The sequence below is a fragment of the Erwinia sp. MMLR14_017 genome, assembly GCF_033657285.1.
Classification (GTDB): domain Bacteria; phylum Pseudomonadota; class Gammaproteobacteria; order Enterobacterales; family Enterobacteriaceae; genus Erwinia.
The window spans coordinates 1-17,489 of the sequence record NZ_JAWVWP010000020.1 but is presented as its reverse complement, the minus strand read 5'-3'; the positions used below and the strand labels follow the sequence as shown (position 1 = coordinate 17,489).

Sequence of the window (17,489 nt, the reverse complement as noted above, 5' to 3'; positions counted from 1 at the left end):
ATGCTGCAAATTGCTGATAAAACCTTTACCTCTCGCCTGTTCGCCGGCACGGGAAAATTCTCCAGCCCCCGGCTGATGCTGGAAGCTTTAAGGGAATCGGGTAGCCAGCTGGTGACAATGGCGATGAAACGCGTGGATTTGCGTGGCGGCGATGACGCTATTCTTCGTCCTTTACAGGATCTGGGGGTCGATCTGCTGCCTAATACTTCCGGCGCTAAAACGGCTGAAGAGGCGATTTTCGCCGCCCGTCTCGCCCGTGAGGCACTGGGAACTCACTGGCTGAAGCTGGAGATCCATCCTGATATGCGTTACCTGCTGCCCGATCCCATTGAGACGTTGAAAGCGGCTGAAATTCTGGTCAGAGAAGGCTTTACCGTGCTGCCCTACTGCCATGCCGACCCCGTTTTGTGTAAACGTCTGGAGGAAGCGGGTTGCGCAGCCGTGATGCCGCTTGGTGCGCCAATTGGCAGTAATCAGGGGCTTAAAACCCGCGATCTATTGGCAATTATCCTTGAACAGGCGAGCGTTCCGGTGATTGTTGATGCCGGTATCGGTGCGCCAAGTCATGCCAGTGAAGCGTTGGAAATGGGTGCGGACGCGGTACTGGTTAATACCGCTATCGCTTCCGCCCGGGATCCGGTGCAGATGGCCAGAGCCTTCAGACTGGCCGTAGAAGCTGGCGCGCTGGCATACCGAAGCGGCCCCGGTTCGCGTATGCAACAGGCCGTGCCCACCAGCCCGCTGACCCGGTTTTTGCAGGCGGGAGGTGAGGAATGAAGAGTTTCGTCTCTCAGTGGGAAAAGCTGGAATGGGATGACATTCGCCTGCGCATTCACAGTAAAACCGCAGCCGATGTTGAGGCTGCGCTGAATGCAGCCAAAGTGGGACGGGAAGAGCTGATGGCGCTGCTCTCTCCCGCTGCGATCCACTATCTTGAACCACTGGCGCAAAAAGCGCAGCGGCTGACGCGCCAGCGGTTCGGCCATGCCGTAAATCTGTTTGTGCCGCTCTACCTCTCCAACCTCTGCGCGAATGAGTGTACCTACTGCGGCTTTTCCATGAGTAATCGCATCAAGCGTAAAACGCTGGATGCCGCAGAGATTGCGCGCGAATGCGAAGCAATCCGTGCGTTAGGTTTTGACAACCTGCTGCTGGTGACCGGCGAACATCAGGCGAAAGTGGGTATGGCCTATTTTCGTGAACATCTCCCCGCTATTCGTCAACATTTCAGCTCCCTGATGATGGAAGTGCAGCCGATGAGCGAAGCGGAGTATGCCGAGCTGAAAAAGCTGGGGCTTGATGGCGTACTGGTTTATCAGGAGACCTATCATTCAGCGGTCTACAGCCAGCACCATCTGAAAGGAAACAAACAGGACTTTTTCTTCCGGCTGGAAACGCCGGACAGGCTGGGGCGGGCGGGCGTCGATAAAATTGGTTTAGGTGCGCTGATTGGGCTTTCCGACAGCTGGCGTACCGACTGCTATATGATGGCGGAGCACCTGCTGTGGCTGCAAAAAAACTGGTGGCAGAGCCGCTACTCCGTGGCGTTTCCCCGACTGCGCCCCTGTGCGGGCGGCATCCAGCCCGCTTCTGACATGGATGAAGCGCAGCTGGTGCAGGTTATCTGCGCCTTCAGGTTATTTGCACCTGAGGTGGAGCAATCTCTTTCAACAAGAGAGTCACCTCAGTTCCGCGATAAAGTGGTTCCGTTGGCGATCAATACCCTCAGCGCCTTCTCGAAAACGCAGCCAGGCGGATATGCAGAGACGCAGAGAGAGCTTGAGCAGTTTTCCCCTCATGATAATCGCCACCCTCAGCAGGTTGCAGAAGCGTTGATTCAGGCGGGAATGCAGCCGGTATGGAAAGACTGGGATCGCTATCTGGGACGATAAAGAACAGAAACCGGCGAAGAAGCCCGCACGCTTTTGCGCTAAATAAACCTGAAGCTGAACGCTCCGGCGCCCTCTCGCAGAGAATGACGCCGGGAGTGGTTCTGCATTTTTAGCCGGGGCAGAGGGCTGCTGTTCGCCCGCCAGGGTCAGTTTTCCTTCTCAATGCTGATCCTCTCTTCCTGCACCTTTACAGAGAGGGGCGTAGGCCTGGCGATACCACATTGCTCCATCGCTCTTTCCACTGCAGCCCCCAGGATCTCAAGCGCCCTGCCCGTTTTTTCCGTAAAGGGCTGAGCGTAACTCAGGCGCAAACAGTTACGGTATTTGCCTGAAGCGGAAAACAGCGAGCCGACCGCTACCTGTAATTTTGCTTCCCGCAGCTCTTTATTGAGGCGAACTGCATCAAACGCTTCAGGAAGTTCGATCCACATCAGGAAGCCGCCTTGTGGCCGCGTGACGCAAATCCCACAGGGAAAATAGTGCCGTACCCAGTGGGTAAAAATCTCCAGATTGCGCTGATAGTGTTGCCGCATCCGCCGCAGGTGTGCCGGGTAATGTCCCAATCGCACAAATTCTGCGGCAGCCATTTGCGTCTGGGTAGCCGTTGAACCGGTGACGATATATTTCATATGCAGAACACGGTCCAGATAGCGTCCTGGCACTACCCATCCCACCCGCAGCCCTGGCGCCACCGTTTTGGAAAATGAGCTACAGAGCAGTACACGTCCTTCATCATCAAAGGATTTAATCGTTGAGGGCCTGGGATATTCATACGCCAGTTCGCCATAGACATCGTCTTCGACAATGGCCACGTCAAACCGCTGCGCCAGCGCCAGCAGCGCACGTTTGCGGGATTCCGGCATGATAAATCCCAACGGATTATTGCAGTTCGGCACCACCACCACAGCTTTTACCGGCCACTGCTCCAGTGCCAGTTCTAACGCTTCCAGGCTGATGCCGGTTTCTGAATCGGTGGGGATCTCAATCGCCTTAATACCAAAACCGCGTAGCGACTGCATGGTGCCATGAAAGGTGGGTGATTCCACGGCCACAATGTCGCCCGGCTGGCATACCGCCCGAATAGAGACGGAGAGAGCCTCATGACAGCCGGTAGTGATGACAATATCTTCAGGGAGCAGATGGCATCCGCCATCTATTGCCAGCCGGGCAATTTGTTCGCGCAGTTCAGGCACGCCATAAATATTGTCATAGTTCAGCATTCGCATATCCTGCTGATGGCCGATTCGGCTCATGATCTTCCAGAGCGGTTTAAGCGTTGGCTGATCCAGATTGGGCATGCCGCTACCAAGCTGCTGCACATCTTTTTCCTGCCTGGCATTCAGCAGCTCAAGCACCGCGTCCCACTGCGTAATTTCCACCGGGCGTTGCGCAGGACGGGTAAGCGGAGGCACTGGCGGCTCGGCTTTATGGGACGTGACAAAATAGCCGGAACGGGGCTGCGGCGTGATCAGCCTTCGCTCTTCCAGCAGGTGATAAGCCTGCTGGACGGTACTGATGCTGACGCCATGTTCGTTACTGAGCGTCCTGACTGAGGGCAGCCGTTCACCGCTCAGGTAGAGGCCTTGCTCAATCCGCTGCGCCAGTAGATCCGCCAGATGTTGATACCTTGTCATTGTATGCTCCCCACCAGCCATTTATCCCGAAAACCAGTACAGATTTCCACGGAAATCACCATTCAGAACCACTATCCGCCAATCTGTATGTTAAATAAAGGTGATTTTTGAATCTGTATTGATCTGCCGGTTCCGCGCAAACTAACGCTATACCCCATTGAGGAGAACAGTATGGAATTTAACGAAAACCGGGCTGCGCGGCCTTTTGCAGCATCACCCTTTCATCTGATCTACAGGTTGCCTTACAGGTTGTGGAAAGCGTGGTACGTCAGAAAGACTACCAAAAGGATCCTGAGCAGATTAAGCCCAGCTCAGCTGAAGGATATTGGTCTGACCCGCCAGGATGTGGAGCGTTATAAGTAAATCGGGGAAGCGGCACGGTTGCCGGGCGACATAACTCAATGCTGGTGAGCAAAGGCTTGTGTCGGCGGGATAACTCACTCCCATAAGCGGAGGCCTTGCTCAACCCGCTGCACGGCTGGAACAGATAAAGTCAGGATGGGGTTGAGCGTTGCTCAGCGCCATCCTGCTTAACAGAGCCTTTCTTCATGGAGAAATGAATAAAAGAGCTGATAAAGAATTAATTTCCGCGATAAGTTGAATAACCATACTGGCTCAATAACAGCGGAATATGGTAATGCTCGCCAGACTTTTCTACATGGAAAATAACCGGGATTTCCGGGAAGAAGGTCGGCTGATGCGTACTCTTATAGTAATCACCCGTTTTGAATACCACTTTGTAATCCCCTGCCGCCATCGACTTATTTGCCGGATACAGCGCCGCTATACGGCCATTGCTGTCAGTTTTGCCTTCTGCCAGTTTTACCCAGCCCGCTTCAGAACGCTGTTCCAGCTCTACGCTGACTCCCGCAGTGGGAACGCCCGTTTGCAGATTGAGTACGTGAACGCTGACAGGATTTTTAGGCGCAGTAGTCTCAGCCGCACAGGCTGAAAGAGAGGCTGTCATCAGGGTTGCGACAACCAGGGTCTTAACGGCTTTCATTTTCATTGTTCTTCTCTCAAAGGTTAATTGCTAGCAAAATATATTATGATGATTAGCAATTAGCGAATAAGCGCCGACAAATGTGAAATTTCCCAGATTACAGGCATAAAAAAACCGCTCCGGAGAGCGGTTTTTAACGTCAGGAGGTCAGCAACGATTAATCGTTGTTGCCGCCCAGACCAGCGTTCAGCAGTTCTGCCAGGCTGGCAGAAGCTTCATCCGCAGTCACCTGAGGAACAACCGGCGTTTCGCCAGCTGCTTTACGGCGCATACGATCCTGATGATAAGCGTAACCGGTACCGGCTGGGATTAGACGGCCAACGATAACGTTCTCTTTCAGGCCGCGCAGTTCGTCGCGTTTGCCTGCAACGGCTGCCTCGGTCAGTACGCGCGTCGTTTCCTGGAACGATGCGGCAGAGATGAAGGATTCGGTCGCCAGTGATGCTTTGGTAATACCCAGCAGGTCGCGCATATAGGTTGCAGCGATTTTGCCGTTGGCTTCCAGTTCACGGTTAGAAATTTTAACGCGTGAGAACTCCACCTGCTCGCCGTCCAGGAAGTCAGTGCTTCCTGCGCTGGCGATGGTTGCTTTACGCAGCATCTGACGAACGATGACTTCGATGTGCTTATCGTTAATCTTAACGCCCTGCAGTCGGTAAACTTCCTGCACTTCGTTAGTGATATAACGGGTCACCGCATGCACGCCACGCAGACGCAGAATGTCATGTGGAGACTCTGGGCCATCGGAAACCACGTCACCACGCTCAACACGTTCACCTTCGAACACGTTCAGCTGACGCCATTTCGGAATCATCTCTTCGTAATGATCGCTGCCATCAATCGGGGTGATAACCAGACGACGTTTCCCTTTGGTTTCTTTACCGAAGGAAATGATGCCGCTGATTTCAGCCAGGATTGCCGGCTCTTTCGGACGACGGGCTTCGAACAGGTCAGCAACGCGTGGCAGACCACCGGTGATGTCCTTGGTACCGCCAGATTCCTGCGGAACACGAGCCAGGGTATCACCCGAGCTGATCTTGATACCATCTTCCAGCTGCACAATCGCTTTACCTGGCAGGAAGTACTGAGCAGGCATATCGGAGCCTGGGATCATTACGTCATTGCCGTTGGCATCAACAATTTTCAGCGCTGGACGCAGATCTTTACCACCAGCAGTACGTTCCGCACTGTCCAGGATCACCAGAGAAGAGAGACCGGTCAGGTCATCCGTCTGGCGGGTAATGGTCTGGCCGTCAATCATGTCAGTGAAGCGAATATAACCGCTCACTTCGGTGATAACCGGCATAGTATGCGGATCCCAGTTTGCTACGGTTTCGCCCGCTGCAACCTGCTCGCCGTCACCTTTCGCCATGGTAGAACCGTAAGGAACTTTATAGCTCTCTTTGGTCCGGCCAAATTCGTCGATCATTTTCAGCTCGGTGTTACGTGAAGTAACGACCAGCTTGCCAGCGGAGTTGGTTACCGACTTGGCGTTGATCAGCTTCAGCGTACCCTTGTTTTTCACCTGGATGCTGGATTCAGCAGCCGCACGGGATGCCGCACCACCGATGTGGAACGTACGCATCGTCAGCTGTGTACCCGGCTCACCGATGGACTGTGCTGCGATAACGCCGATGGCCTCACCTTTGTTGATGATGTGACCACGTGCCAGATCGCGTCCATAACAGTGGGCGCACACGCCGAAGTCAGTTTCGCAACTCACTACGGAGCGGACTTTCAGGCTGTCAACAGAGTGCTCTTCCAACAGGTCACACTGCTGTTCGTGCAGCAGGGTGTTGCGTGGCAGCAGAATGTCGGCAGTACCCGGCTTCAGCACGTCTTCTGCGGTCACACGACCCAGAACACGTTCGCGCAGTGGCTCTTTAACATCGCCACCCTCGATAACCGGCGTCATCATGATACCTTCATGGGTACCACAATCGTCTTCGGTCACCACCAGATCCTGTGCCACGTCAACCAGACGACGGGTCAGGTAACCGGAGTTCGCGGTTTTCAGTGCGGTATCCGCAAGACCTTTACGAGCACCGTGCGTGGAGATGAAGTACTGGAGTACGTTCAGACCTTCACGGAAGTTCGCGGTAATTGGCGTCTCGATGATTGAGCCATCTGGCTTAGCCATCAGACCACGCATACCGGCCAGCTGACGAATCTGTGCAGCAGAACCACGCGCACCGGAGTCGGCCATCATAAAGATGCTGTTGAAGGAAACCTGACGCTCTTCTACGCCATCGCGGTTAATCACGAGTTCAGTAGAGAGGTTTTCCATCATCGCTTTAGCAACGCGTTCGTTGGCCGCAGCCCAGATATCGATCACTTTGTTATAGCGTTCACCAGCGGTAACCAGACCAGACTGGAACTGCTCCTGAATCTCAGCTACTTCCGCTTCCGCTTCGGAGATGATTTCCACTTTCTTGGCTGGGATAACCATGTCATCGATACCTACAGACGCACCAGAGCGCGCAGCATAGGCGAAACCGGTGTACATGGTCTGGTCAGCAAAGATAACGGTCGGCTTCAGGCCCAGGATGCGGTAACAGGTGTTCAGCATCTTGGAGATAGCTTTCTTGCCCAGCGCTTGGTTCACGATAGAGTACGGCAGACCTTTCGGCACGATCATCCAGAGGATGGCGCGGCCAACAGTGGTATCGATGATGCTGGTTTTAGCAACCCACTCATCCTGCTCATTCTTTTCGTGCTCGGTGATACGCACTTTCACGCGAGCGTGCAGGGAGGCCAGACCGGCGCGATAAATACGCTCCGCTTCTTTAGGGCCAGTCAGCACCATGCCTTCGCCTTTGGCGTTAACACAGTCGCGGGTCATGTAGTAGAGACCCAGTACAACGTCCTGAGAAGGAACGATGATTGGCTCACCGTTCGCTGGCGACAGGATGTTGTTGGTAGACATCATCAGCGCACGCGCTTCCAGCTGGGCTTCCAGCGTCAGCGGTACGTGAACAGCCATCTGGTCACCATCGAAGTCGGCGTTATAAGCCGCACAAACCAGCGGGTGCAGCTGGATAGCTTTACCTTCGATCAGCACAGGCTCAAATGCCTGGATACCCAGACGGTGCAGCGTTGGTGCACGGTTCAGCAGCACCGGGTGTTCGCGGATCACTTCGTCCAGGATATCCCAAACGACAGCTTCTTCACGCTCAACCATTTTCTTGGCGGCTTTAATGGTGGTAGCAAGACCACGCAGTTCCAGCTTGCCGTAGATGAACGGTTTGAACAGCTCCAGCGCCATTTTCTTCGGCAGACCACACTGGTGCAGACGCAGGTATGGACCCACGGTGATAACGGAACGACCAGAGTAGTCGACACGTTTACCCAGTAAGTTCTGACGGAAACGACCCTGCTTACCTTTGATCATATCGGCCAAAGATTTCAGAGGACGCTTGTTAGAACCGGTGATCGCACGACCGCGACGGCCGTTATCCAGCAGCGCATCGACCGCTTCCTGCAGCATACGTTTTTCGTTACGTACGATGATATCTGGCGCAGCCAGATCCAGCAGGCGCTTCAGACGGTTGTTACGGTTGATAACGCGACGATAGAGATCGTTCAGATCGCTTGTTGCGAAACGACCGCCGTCCAGCGGCACCAATGGACGCAGATCCGGTGGCAACACAGGCAGCACGGTAAGGATCATCCACTCTGGCTTGTTACCAGACTGAACAAACGCTTCCAGCAGCTTGATACGCTTGGTCAGCTTTTTGCGTTTGGTTTCGGAGTTGGTTTCGGTCAGCTCTTCACGCAGCTGCTCGCACTCCTGCTCCAGATCCATGTTTTTCAACAGGGCCTGGATCGCTTCCGCACCCATTTTCGCGTCGAACTCATCACCAAACTCTTCCAGCGCATCCAGATACTGCTCTTCAGTCAGGATCTGACGACGCTCGAGGTTGGTCATACCGCCTTCGACAACCACATAAGATTCGAAGTACAGCACGCGTTCGATGTCACGCAATGGCATATCCAGCAGCAAACCGATGCGCGAAGGCAGCGATTTCAGGAACCAGATGTGCGCAGTCGGTGAAGCCAGTTCGATGTGACCCATACGCTCACGGCGAACTTTAGTCTGTGTAACTTCAACGCCACACTTCTCACAGATGACACCACGGTGCTTCAGGCGCTTGTACTTACCGCACAGGCACTCATAGTCTTTTACTGGCCCGAAAATACGCGCACAGAAAAGCCCGTCACGTTCTGGTTTGAACGTACGGTAATTAATGGTTTCCGGCTTTTTAACTTCACCAAAAGACCAGGAACGGATCATGTCTGGCGAGGCCAGAGCAATTTTGATCGCATCAAACTCTTCGGTCTTAGTTTGCGCTTTCAGAAACTTAAGTAAGTCTTTCACGGATTAGCTCCCGTCGGAGTGAGACTTCTCAGCACGCCCGGGGCCGGGCGTGCTGTAACCAGTACAAATTCGAGTGCTTACTCGTCTTCAAGCTCGATGTTAATACCCAGCGAGCGGATCTCTTTCAACAGTACGTTGAAGGATTCCGGCATGCCCGGTTCCATCTGATGGTTGCCGTCAACGATGTTTTTATACATCTTGGTACGGCCGTTCACGTCATCAGACTTCACGGTCAGCATTTCCTGCAGGGTATAAGCGGCACCGTATGCTTCCAGTGCCCACACTTCCATCTCACCGAAGCGCTGTCCACCGAACTGCGCCTTACCACCCAGCGGCTGCTGAGTAACGAGGCTGTAAGAGCCGGTAGAACGTGCATGCATCTTGTCATCCACTAAGTGGTTGAGTTTCAGCATGTACATGTAGCCAACGGTAACCTGACGTTCGAACTGTTCGCCTGTACGACCATCAAACAGCGTGATCTGACCGGAAGAAGGCAGGCCGCCGAGCTGCAACAGCTCTTTGATTTCGCTCTCTTTCGCGCCGTCAAACACCGGTGTGGCGATTGGCATCCCTTTCTTCAGGTTTTCAGCCAGACGCAGCACTTCATCGTCGGTGAACGTGTTCAGGTCGACTTTCTGACGCACATCGGTGCCCAGATCGTACGCGCGCTGAATGAACTCACGCAGTTTAGACACTTCTTCCTGCTTCTTAAGCATAGCGTTGATCTTCTCGCCAATGCCTTTCGCAGCCATACCCAGGTGGGTTTCAAGAATCTGTCCAATGTTCATACGTGAAGGTACGCCCAACGGGTTCAGTACGATGTCGACCGGCGTACCGTGCTCATCGTATGGCATATCTTCGATCGGGTTGATCTTGGAGATAACACCTTTGTTCCCGTGACGACCTGCCATTTTGTCACCAGGCTGGATCTGACGCTTAACGGCCAGATACACTTTCACGATTTTCAGCACGCCAGGTGCCAGGTCATCGCCCTGAGTGATTTTACGGCGCTTCGCTTCAAGTTTTTTCTCAAACTCGTGCTTCAGCTCATCGTACTGCTCTGCCAGCTGCTCCAGCTGGTTTTGCTTCTCTTCGTCGGTCAGGCCGAGTTCCAGCCAGCGCTCGCGTGGCAGCTTGTCCAGTTTCTCCGCTTCAACGCCACCTGCAACCAGCAGGTAGTTGATACGGCTGAACAGGCCAGCTTCGAGGATCTGCAATTCTTCAGACAGGTCTTTCTTCGCCTGCTTCAGCTGCATCTCTTCGATTTCCAGCGCGCGCTTGTCTTTTTCCACGCCATCGCGGGTGAAGACCTGCACGTCAATAACGGTACCAGACACGCCGTTTGGTACGCGCAGAGAAGAGTCTTTAACGTCAGACGCTTTCTCACCGAAGATCGCACGCAGTAACTTCTCTTCTGGCGTCAGCTGGGTTTCACCTTTCGGCGTTACCTTACCTACCAGAATGTCGCCACCGGTCACTTCAGCACCGATATAGACGATACCGGACTCATCCAGTTTGGAGAGTGCAGCTTCACCCACGTTAGGGATGTCAGCCGTAATCTCTTCTGGCCCCAGCTTGGTGTCACGAGACACGCACGCCAGTTCCTGAATGTGGATGGTGGTGAAGCGATCTTCCTGTACCACACGCTCGGAGACCAAAATGGAGTCTTCGAAGTTGTAGCCGTTCCACGGCATGAACGCGACGCGCATGTTCTGACCCAGTGCCAGTTCACCGAGATCCGTTGAAGGACCATCAGCCAGCACGTCACCACGTTCAATTGGTTCACCCAGGTTCACGCAAGGCATCTGGTTGATGCAGGTGTTCTGGTTAGAACGGGTGTATTTGGTCAGGTTATAAATGTCGATACCCGCTTCGCCCGAATACATTTCGTCTTCGTTAACTTTGATAACGATACGAGATGCATCAACGTACTGAACGGTACCACCACGTTTCGCTACGGCTGTCACACCGGAGTCTACCGCTACCGCGCGTTCCATACCGGTACCAACCAGCGGCTTATCAGCGCGCAGAGTTGGAACCGCCTGACGTTGCATGTTTGCACCCATCAATGCGCGGTTGGCATCATCGTGCTCCAGGAACGGGATCAGTGACGCACCGACAGAAACCACCTGCTGGGTGGAAACGTCCATGTAGTCAACCTGATCGCGGCTGAACAGGCTCGATTCGCCTTTGCTACGGCAGGTCACCAGATCGTCTACGAAGTGACCTTCGTCGTCGAGGTTGGTGTTCGCCTGAGCGATAACGTAGTTACCCTCTTCAATAGCAGAGAGGTAATGAATTTCGTCGGTCACCACGCCGTCAATCACACGACGGTACGGCGTTTCCAGGAAACCATACTCATTGGTCTGTGCATACACAGACAAAGAGTTGATCAGACCGATGTTTGGACCTTCTGGCGTTTCGATAGGGCACACGCGACCATAATGCGTCGGGTGAACGTCTCGAACTTCAAAGCCTGCACGCTCACGCGTCAGACCGCCCGGGCCGAGTGCAGAGATACGACGTTTGTGCGTAATCTCAGACAGTGGGTTGTTCTGGTCCATAAACTGAGACAGCTGGCTGGAACCAAAGAACTCTTTCACTGCTGCAGAGATTGGCTTGGCGTTGATCATATCCTGAGGCATCAGGGTATCCAGATCGCCCAGAGACAGACGCTCTTTCACCGCACGCTCAACACGGACCAGACCTACGCGGAACTGGTTCTCCGCCATTTCGCCAACGGAACGGATACGACGGTTGCCGAGGTGGTCGATATCATCCACTTCACCAATACCGTTACGGATACCGATAAGCTTACGCATCACTTCAATGATGTCGTCTTTGCTCAGGATACCGGAGCCTTCAATCTCGTCACGCAGCAGAGAACGGTTGAACTTCATACGGCCAACCGCAGAGAGATCGTAGCGGTCTTCAGAGAAGAACAGGTTCTCGAACAGGTTTTCAGCTGCTTCACGCGTTGGCGGCTCGCCAGGACGCATCATGCGATAGATCTCAACCAGCGCGCTCAGGCGATCGCTGGTTGGGTCGACGCGGATGGTCTCAGAGATATAGGCGCCGTGATCCAGATCGTTGGTGAACAGAGTCTCAATACGCTTGTGACCGGACTGGCTCAGTTTAGCCAACAGATCCAGCGACAGCTCCATGTTCGCAGCAACAATCAACTCACCGGTATTCTCGTCAATGTAGTCTTTGCCTACTACTTTGCCGGCGATGTATTCAACAGGAACTTCGATGTGCTCAACGCCATCTTTTTCCAGCTGACGGATATGACGTGCAGTAATACGACGGCCTTTCTCAACGTAAACAGTACCGTTGGATTCGATATCGAAAGAGGCCGTCTCACCGCGCAGGCGCTCAGGAACCAGTTCCATCTGCAGCTTGTTGTCGCGGATTTCATACACGATCTTCTCAAAGAACAGGTCAAGGATCTGCTCAGTGGTGTAGTTCAGTGCACGCAGAATGATGGTCGCAGGCAATTTACGGCGACGGTCAATACGAACGAACAGGTTGTCTTTCGGATCGAACTCAAAGTCCAACCATGAACCACGGTAAGGAATAATACGTGCGTTATAAAGCACTTTACCCGATGAGTGGGTTTTACCCTTATCGCTGTCGAAGAAGACACCAGGACTACGATGCAGCTGAGAAACGATAACCCTTTCTGTACCGTTGATCACAAAGGTACCGTTATCGGTCATGAGTGGAATTTCACCCATGTAAACTTCTTGCTCTTTGATGTCCTTAACGGTGCCTTCCGGCGCTTCGCGCTCGTAGATCACCAGACGCAGTTTAACGCGCAGGGGTGCAGAGAACGTGACGCCACGAATCTGACACTCTTTCACATCAAAGACAGGTTCGCCTAAACGGTAGCTGACATACTGCAGCTCTGAATTACCGCTATAGCTTTGGATCGGAAATACGGAACGGAAAGCAGCTTCCAGACCATATTGACCTTCCGGATCTTGCTCGATGAACTTCTGGAACGAGTCAAGCTGGATAGAAAGGAGATATGGAATGTCCAGAACTTGTGGACGTTTTCCAAAATCCTTACGGATGCGTTTTTTCTCGGTATAGGAGTAAACCATAGGGTTCCTCAGCTCGCTGAAAAGTAGAACCTCTCTGTCCGTTCAGGGGGGACAGTTCATGCAACACTATTTTGAGACGCGGAAAGAAGACTCCCCTTCCGTAATACCTCTTTCTATCACTCTTAAATCATTTCGTTGCTGGAACAGTGCAGAGATATCCGCTGCAGGAGAGCAATATATTAAGTCGCCGATAGAGAAAGATATTAAGCAAATCAATGACTAAACAGTGTGAAACGTCATTGACGCTATAGAGCGCAAAAAGGCTGGTGACCGAAAAGTCACCAGCCATCAGCCTAAAAGACTAGGCTGCAACCTGAAAGGTTGGCTTATTTAACTTCAACTTCTGCGCCAGCTTCTTCCAGTGCTTTTTTCAGTGCTTCTGCGTCGTCTTTGCTGATGCCTTCTTTCAGGGCAGCAGGTGCAGACTCAACCAGGTCTTTAGCTTCTTTCAGGCCCAGACCAGTTGCGCCACGTACTGCTTTGATCACGGCAACTTTGTTAGCGCCGATAGCTTTCAGTACAACGTCAAACTCGGTTTTTTCTTCTACAGCTTCAGCAGCAGCAGCAGGACCTGCAACAGCAGCAGCAGCTGAAACGCCGAATTTTTCTTCCATAGCGGAGATCAGTTCAACGATTTCCATTACAGACAGGGCGGCAACGCCTTCGATGATTTGTTCTTTAGTGATAGACATTTTAAAATGTTCCTGAATTCAGTGTAGATAAAGGTTACGTAAGCAAGAGTCGGAAAAGAAAGGCTTAAGCTTAAGCAGCTTCAGTTTCTTTCTGATCGCGGACTGCAGCCAGAGTGCGAACCAGTTTGCCGGCAGCGGCTTCTTTCATGGTTGCCATCAGGCGTGCGATTGCTTCATCGTAAGTAGGCAGAGTTGCCAGGCGGTCGATCTGAGCCGCACTGATTAACTCACCTTCAAAGGCCGCAGCTTTGACCTCAAATTTTGCATTCGCTTTCGCGAACTCTTTGAACAGACGAGCAGCAGCGCCCGGGTGTTCCATAGAGTATGCAATCAAGGTCGGACCGACGAACGTGTCTTTCAGGACCTCAAACTGAGTTCCTTCAACGACGCGGCGCAGCAAGGTGTTACGAACAACACGCATGTAAACGCCAGCTTCACGACCTGCTTTACGCAGTTCAGTCATTTTGCCTACTGGTACGCCACGAGAATCCGCAACTACCGCAGACAGCGCGCCTTTGGCTACTTCGCTGACTTCAGCAACAATCGCTTGTTTGTCTTGAAGATTTAAGGCCATTAGCTTGTGCTCCTGGATTTTGCCGGAGATGAATTTCTCCGGAACTCACTTCACCTGGCCGAAGCCAGGCGCTTAAACACGGTGAGCAGAATCCAGCAAAGACTATAAAAATATTCTTCAGGTTCTGTCACCGTCTACGCAGGAGATTAAGCCTCTTACGAGACACCTGCGGTCTTGGACGGAGGCCTGGATAAGGCCAGGCTCCAACCGAAAATTCTGGTTCCGCGGTTAACGGAACAACGGGCGTAAGATTCTAATGGAAACTTGCGCCCGCGTAAAGCAGATTAGTTTGCTACAGCGTTCAGGCCAGCCTGATCAACCGCAACACCTGCACCCATAGTGGTGGACAGGCTAACTTTCTTGATGAAAACGCCTTTCGCCTGAGAAGGTTTTGCTTTTTTCAGCGCAACCAGCAGGGATTCCAGGTTTTCTTTCAGTTTATCTGCATCGAAATCAACCTTACCGATAGTGGTATGGATGATGCCGTTTTTGTCGTTACGGTAACGAACCTGACCCGCTTTAGCGTTCTTAACCGCTTCAGCAACGTTAGGGGTTACGGTACCCACTTTTGGGTTAGGCATCAGACCGCGTGGGCCCAGTACCTGGCCCAGCTGGCCAACAACGCGCATTGCATCTGGAGATGCGATAACAACGTCGAAGTTCATTTCGCCTTTTTTGATCTGGTCAGCCAGATCTTCCATACCTACCAGCTCAGCGCCTGCAGCTTTAGCAGCTTCAGCGTTTGCGCCCTGGGCAAATACGGCAACGCGAACGGAACGGCCAGTACCGTGTGGCAGTACAGTTGCACCGCGAACGTTCTGGTCAGATTTACGAGCATCAATGCCCAGGTTTACAGCTACGTCAACGCTTTCAACGAACTTGGCAGTAGCCAGTTCTTTCAGCAGAGCTACAGCTTCGTTGATGTCATACTGTTTAGTTGCATCAACTTTGTCACGGATCACGCGCATGCGCTTGGTCAGCTTAGCCATTTCTTAGTCCTCTACTACCAGGCCCATGGAACGAGCAGTACCTTCAATTGAGCGAGCCATCGCTTCAATATCAGCACCAGTCATATCAGAAGCTTTGGTTTCTGCGATTTCACGTACCTGAGCACGCGTAACTTTACCTACTTTGTCTTTGTTCGGCTTGCCGGAACCAGACTTGATACCAGCCGCTTTCTTCAGCAGGATTGGTGCTGGAGGCGTTTTGGTAATGAAGGTGAAAGAACGGTCAGAATAAACGGTAATCACTACTGGAGTAGGCAGGCCTTTTTCCAGGGATTCTGTTTTGGCGTTAAACGCTTTACAGAATTCCATGATGTTAACACCCTGCTGACCCAGAGCCGGACCTACTGGAGGACTCGGGTTTGCCATACCGGCTGCAACCTGCAACTTGACGTAGGCTTGTACTTTCTTAGCCATGATAATTCCTCTATTGGGTTCAGACGCTCCGTAAAGAGCTCCCCGTAATTAATATTCACGCGCTGAAAATAGCGCATAAAAACAAAAGGCGCGAAATTGTAGGGCAATTTCGCGCCTCTCGCAACTGATATTCAGCCACAAAGCTCAAATTTTGATCGGGTCACTGCCTGAGCATTGAACCTGTGCGCCTTATTATCAGCCTTTTTCCACTTGTCCAAAGTCCAGCTCAACCGGCGTGGCACGCCCAAAGATTGAAACGGAGACTTTCAGGCGGCTTTTTTCATAATCCACTTCTTCCACAACACCATTGAAGTCTGCGAAAGGACCGTCACTAACACGGACCATTTCACCAGGTTCAAACATGGTTTTAGGACGTGGCTTATCACCAACCTGCTGCAGGCGGTTCATGATCGCATCGACTTCTTTATCGCTGATAGGTGCCGGACGATCGGAGGTGCCACCAATGAATCCCATGACACGCGGCACGCTGCGCACTAAGTGCCAGCTTGCATCGTTCATAACCATCTGTACAAGGACATAGCCTGGGAAGAACTTACGCTCGCTTTTACGACGCTGACCACCACGGATTTCCACCACTTCTTCGGTTGGAACCATGACTTCGCCAAAAAGCTCTTCCATGTTATGTAATTTGATATGCTCACGCAGCGATTGTGCTACGCGGCCTTCGAAACCGGAAAACGCCTGAACGACGTACCAGCGCTTTTTTGGAGCTTCAGACATCTCAGAACCTCAGGCCAGTGATAAACGATACCAGACGAACCAGAATACCATCCAGTCCCCACAAAATCAGTGACATCACGGCAGTTACCGCGGCAACGATTAACGTGGTATGCAACGTTTCCTGACGAGTCGGCCAGATGACCTTACGAACTTCGGTGCGCGCTTCACGAGCAAACGCCAGTGTTGCTTTACCTTTCGTCGTCAGCAGCGCAATGCCACCGGCTACTGCAATCAGGATAACGACGGCCAGCGCGCGCAGCGGCAGCGTGACTTCACGATAATAGTAGTTGCCTACGATGGCCACGATCAGCAGCAATGCTACAACTAACCATTTACCCGCTTCCAGGCCACGCCCGCTCCCTTGAGCTTCGGTATTAGCACTCATAAACCAACCTGCCACAATAAATCAGAAACTGTTTTACCCGTAAAACAGGGCAACCAAGCCGAGGAGGCTGTGAGGCGAAACTCGGCATATAACGCCATGCTACAGAGCCTGCCTCAGCAATGATTATGGTTGAAAATCACTGATGAGCCAGGTTCTATGTTACAGCGTGCAAAAAGGGCATCAAATGATGCCCTTTTAAAGTGCGTTGCGTCAAATATTATCAGCGATTAAGCGATAACTTTAGCAACAACGCCCGCACCAACAGTACGGCCGCCTTCACGGATTGCGAAACGCAGACCGTCATCCATCGCGATTGGGTGGATCAGGGTAACAACCATCTGAACGTTGTCACCAGGCATTACCATCTCAACGCCTTCTGGCAGTTCAATGGTACCGGTCACGTCAGTAGTACGGAAGTAGAACTGAGGACGGTAGCCTTTGAAGAACGGAGTATGACGGCCGCCTTCGTCTTTAGACAGAATATAAACTTCTGACTCGAACTTGGTGTGTGGCTTGATTGAGCCTGGCTTAGCCAGAACCTGTCCACGCTGGATGTCTTCGCGCTTGATACCACGCAGCAGAACACCACAGTTTTCGCCTGCACGACCTTCGTCCAGCAGCTTACGGAACATTTCAACACCGGTACAGGTTGATTTCACGGTA

At 52.6% G+C, this 17,489-nt stretch carries 14 protein-coding genes; 3 read left to right on the top strand and 11 right to left on the bottom strand.

Features of this window, described 5'->3' with window-relative positions:
* Together SD961_RS21340 and thiH are read left to right on the top strand one after the other, a co-directional pair.
* Entirely contained in the window at positions 1-777 is a 777-nt protein-coding gene (locus SD961_RS21340; protein ID WP_318792306.1) for a thiazole synthase, read from the top strand.
* A complete protein-coding gene (gene thiH, locus SD961_RS21335) occupies positions 774-1,892 on the top strand; it encodes a 2-iminoacetate synthase ThiH (RefSeq protein WP_318792305.1) in 1,119 nt (372 codons plus the stop codon). The genes SD961_RS21340 and thiH overlap by 4 nt, the downstream gene beginning before the upstream one ends.
* Before the next feature lie 146 nt (positions 1,893-2,038).
* Here the strand turns inward: thiH and SD961_RS21330 are convergent, their stop codons facing one another.
* Positions 2,039-3,526, bottom strand: a complete 1,488-nt coding sequence (locus tag SD961_RS21330; RefSeq protein WP_318792304.1) for a PLP-dependent aminotransferase family protein — start codon at positions 3,524-3,526, stop codon at positions 2,039-2,041.
* Between the two features lie 171 nt (positions 3,527-3,697).
* On the opposite strand from SD961_RS21330, the gene SD961_RS21325 reads away from it, so the two are divergent.
* On the top strand, positions 3,698-3,889 hold the full coding sequence (locus SD961_RS21325; RefSeq protein ID WP_318792303.1) for a DUF1127 domain-containing protein: 192 nt from the start codon (positions 3,698-3,700) through the stop codon (positions 3,887-3,889).
* A gap of 217 nt (positions 3,890-4,106) precedes the next feature.
* On the opposite strand, the gene uraH is transcribed toward SD961_RS21325, so the two are convergent.
* The 10 genes from uraH to SD961_RS21275 all read right to left on the bottom strand — a co-directional run.
* The gene (gene uraH / locus SD961_RS21320; RefSeq protein WP_318792302.1) at positions 4,107-4,529 is read right to left on the bottom strand and encodes a hydroxyisourate hydrolase; all 423 of its coding nucleotides are present in this window, start codon (positions 4,527-4,529) and stop codon (positions 4,107-4,109) included.
* Positions 4,530-4,686: 157 nt separating this feature from the next.
* Complete coding sequence (gene rpoC, locus SD961_RS21315) at positions 4,687-8,907, bottom strand: DNA-directed RNA polymerase subunit beta' (protein WP_318792301.1); 4,221 nt, start codon at positions 8,905-8,907, stop codon at positions 4,687-4,689.
* A 77-nt stretch (positions 8,908-8,984) separates the two neighbouring features.
* Positions 8,985-13,013 (bottom strand): DNA-directed RNA polymerase subunit beta, encoded by a 4,029-nt coding sequence (gene rpoB / locus SD961_RS21310; protein ID WP_318792299.1) that lies wholly within the window; start codon positions 13,011-13,013, stop codon positions 8,985-8,987.
* A gap of 326 nt (positions 13,014-13,339) precedes the next feature.
* Positions 13,340-13,705: a 50S ribosomal protein L7/L12 gene (gene rplL, locus SD961_RS21305; RefSeq protein WP_024966036.1), complete on the bottom strand. Its 366-nt coding sequence runs from the start codon at positions 13,703-13,705 to the stop codon at positions 13,340-13,342.
* 70 nt (positions 13,706-13,775) lie between these two features.
* The gene (gene rplJ / locus SD961_RS21300; RefSeq protein ID WP_306208803.1) at positions 13,776-14,279 is read right to left on the bottom strand and encodes a 50S ribosomal protein L10; all 504 of its coding nucleotides are present in this window, start codon (positions 14,277-14,279) and stop codon (positions 13,776-13,778) included.
* 284 nt (positions 14,280-14,563) lie between these two features.
* A complete protein-coding gene (gene rplA, locus SD961_RS21295; RefSeq protein ID WP_306208805.1) occupies positions 14,564-15,268 on the bottom strand; it encodes a 50S ribosomal protein L1 in 705 nt (234 codons plus the stop codon).
* A 3-nt stretch (positions 15,269-15,271) separates the two neighbouring features.
* On the bottom strand, positions 15,272-15,700 hold the full coding sequence (rplK, locus tag SD961_RS21290) for a 50S ribosomal protein L11 (protein ID WP_306208807.1): 429 nt from the start codon (positions 15,698-15,700) through the stop codon (positions 15,272-15,274).
* A gap of 195 nt (positions 15,701-15,895) precedes the next feature.
* Positions 15,896-16,441 carry a transcription termination/antitermination protein NusG gene (gene nusG / locus SD961_RS21285; RefSeq protein WP_306208808.1) on the bottom strand — a complete coding sequence of 182 codons (546 nt, stop codon included), beginning with the start codon at positions 16,439-16,441 and terminating at the stop codon, positions 15,896-15,898.
* Between the two features lies 1 nt (position 16,442).
* A complete protein-coding gene (gene secE, locus SD961_RS21280; protein ID WP_318792298.1) occupies positions 16,443-16,826 on the bottom strand; it encodes a preprotein translocase subunit SecE in 384 nt (127 codons plus the stop codon).
* A gap of 227 nt (positions 16,827-17,053) precedes the next feature.
* A partial coding sequence (locus SD961_RS21275) for an EF-Tu/IF-2/RF-3 family GTPase (protein WP_318792297.1) occupies positions 17,054-17,489 on the bottom strand: 436 nt, incomplete at its 5' end.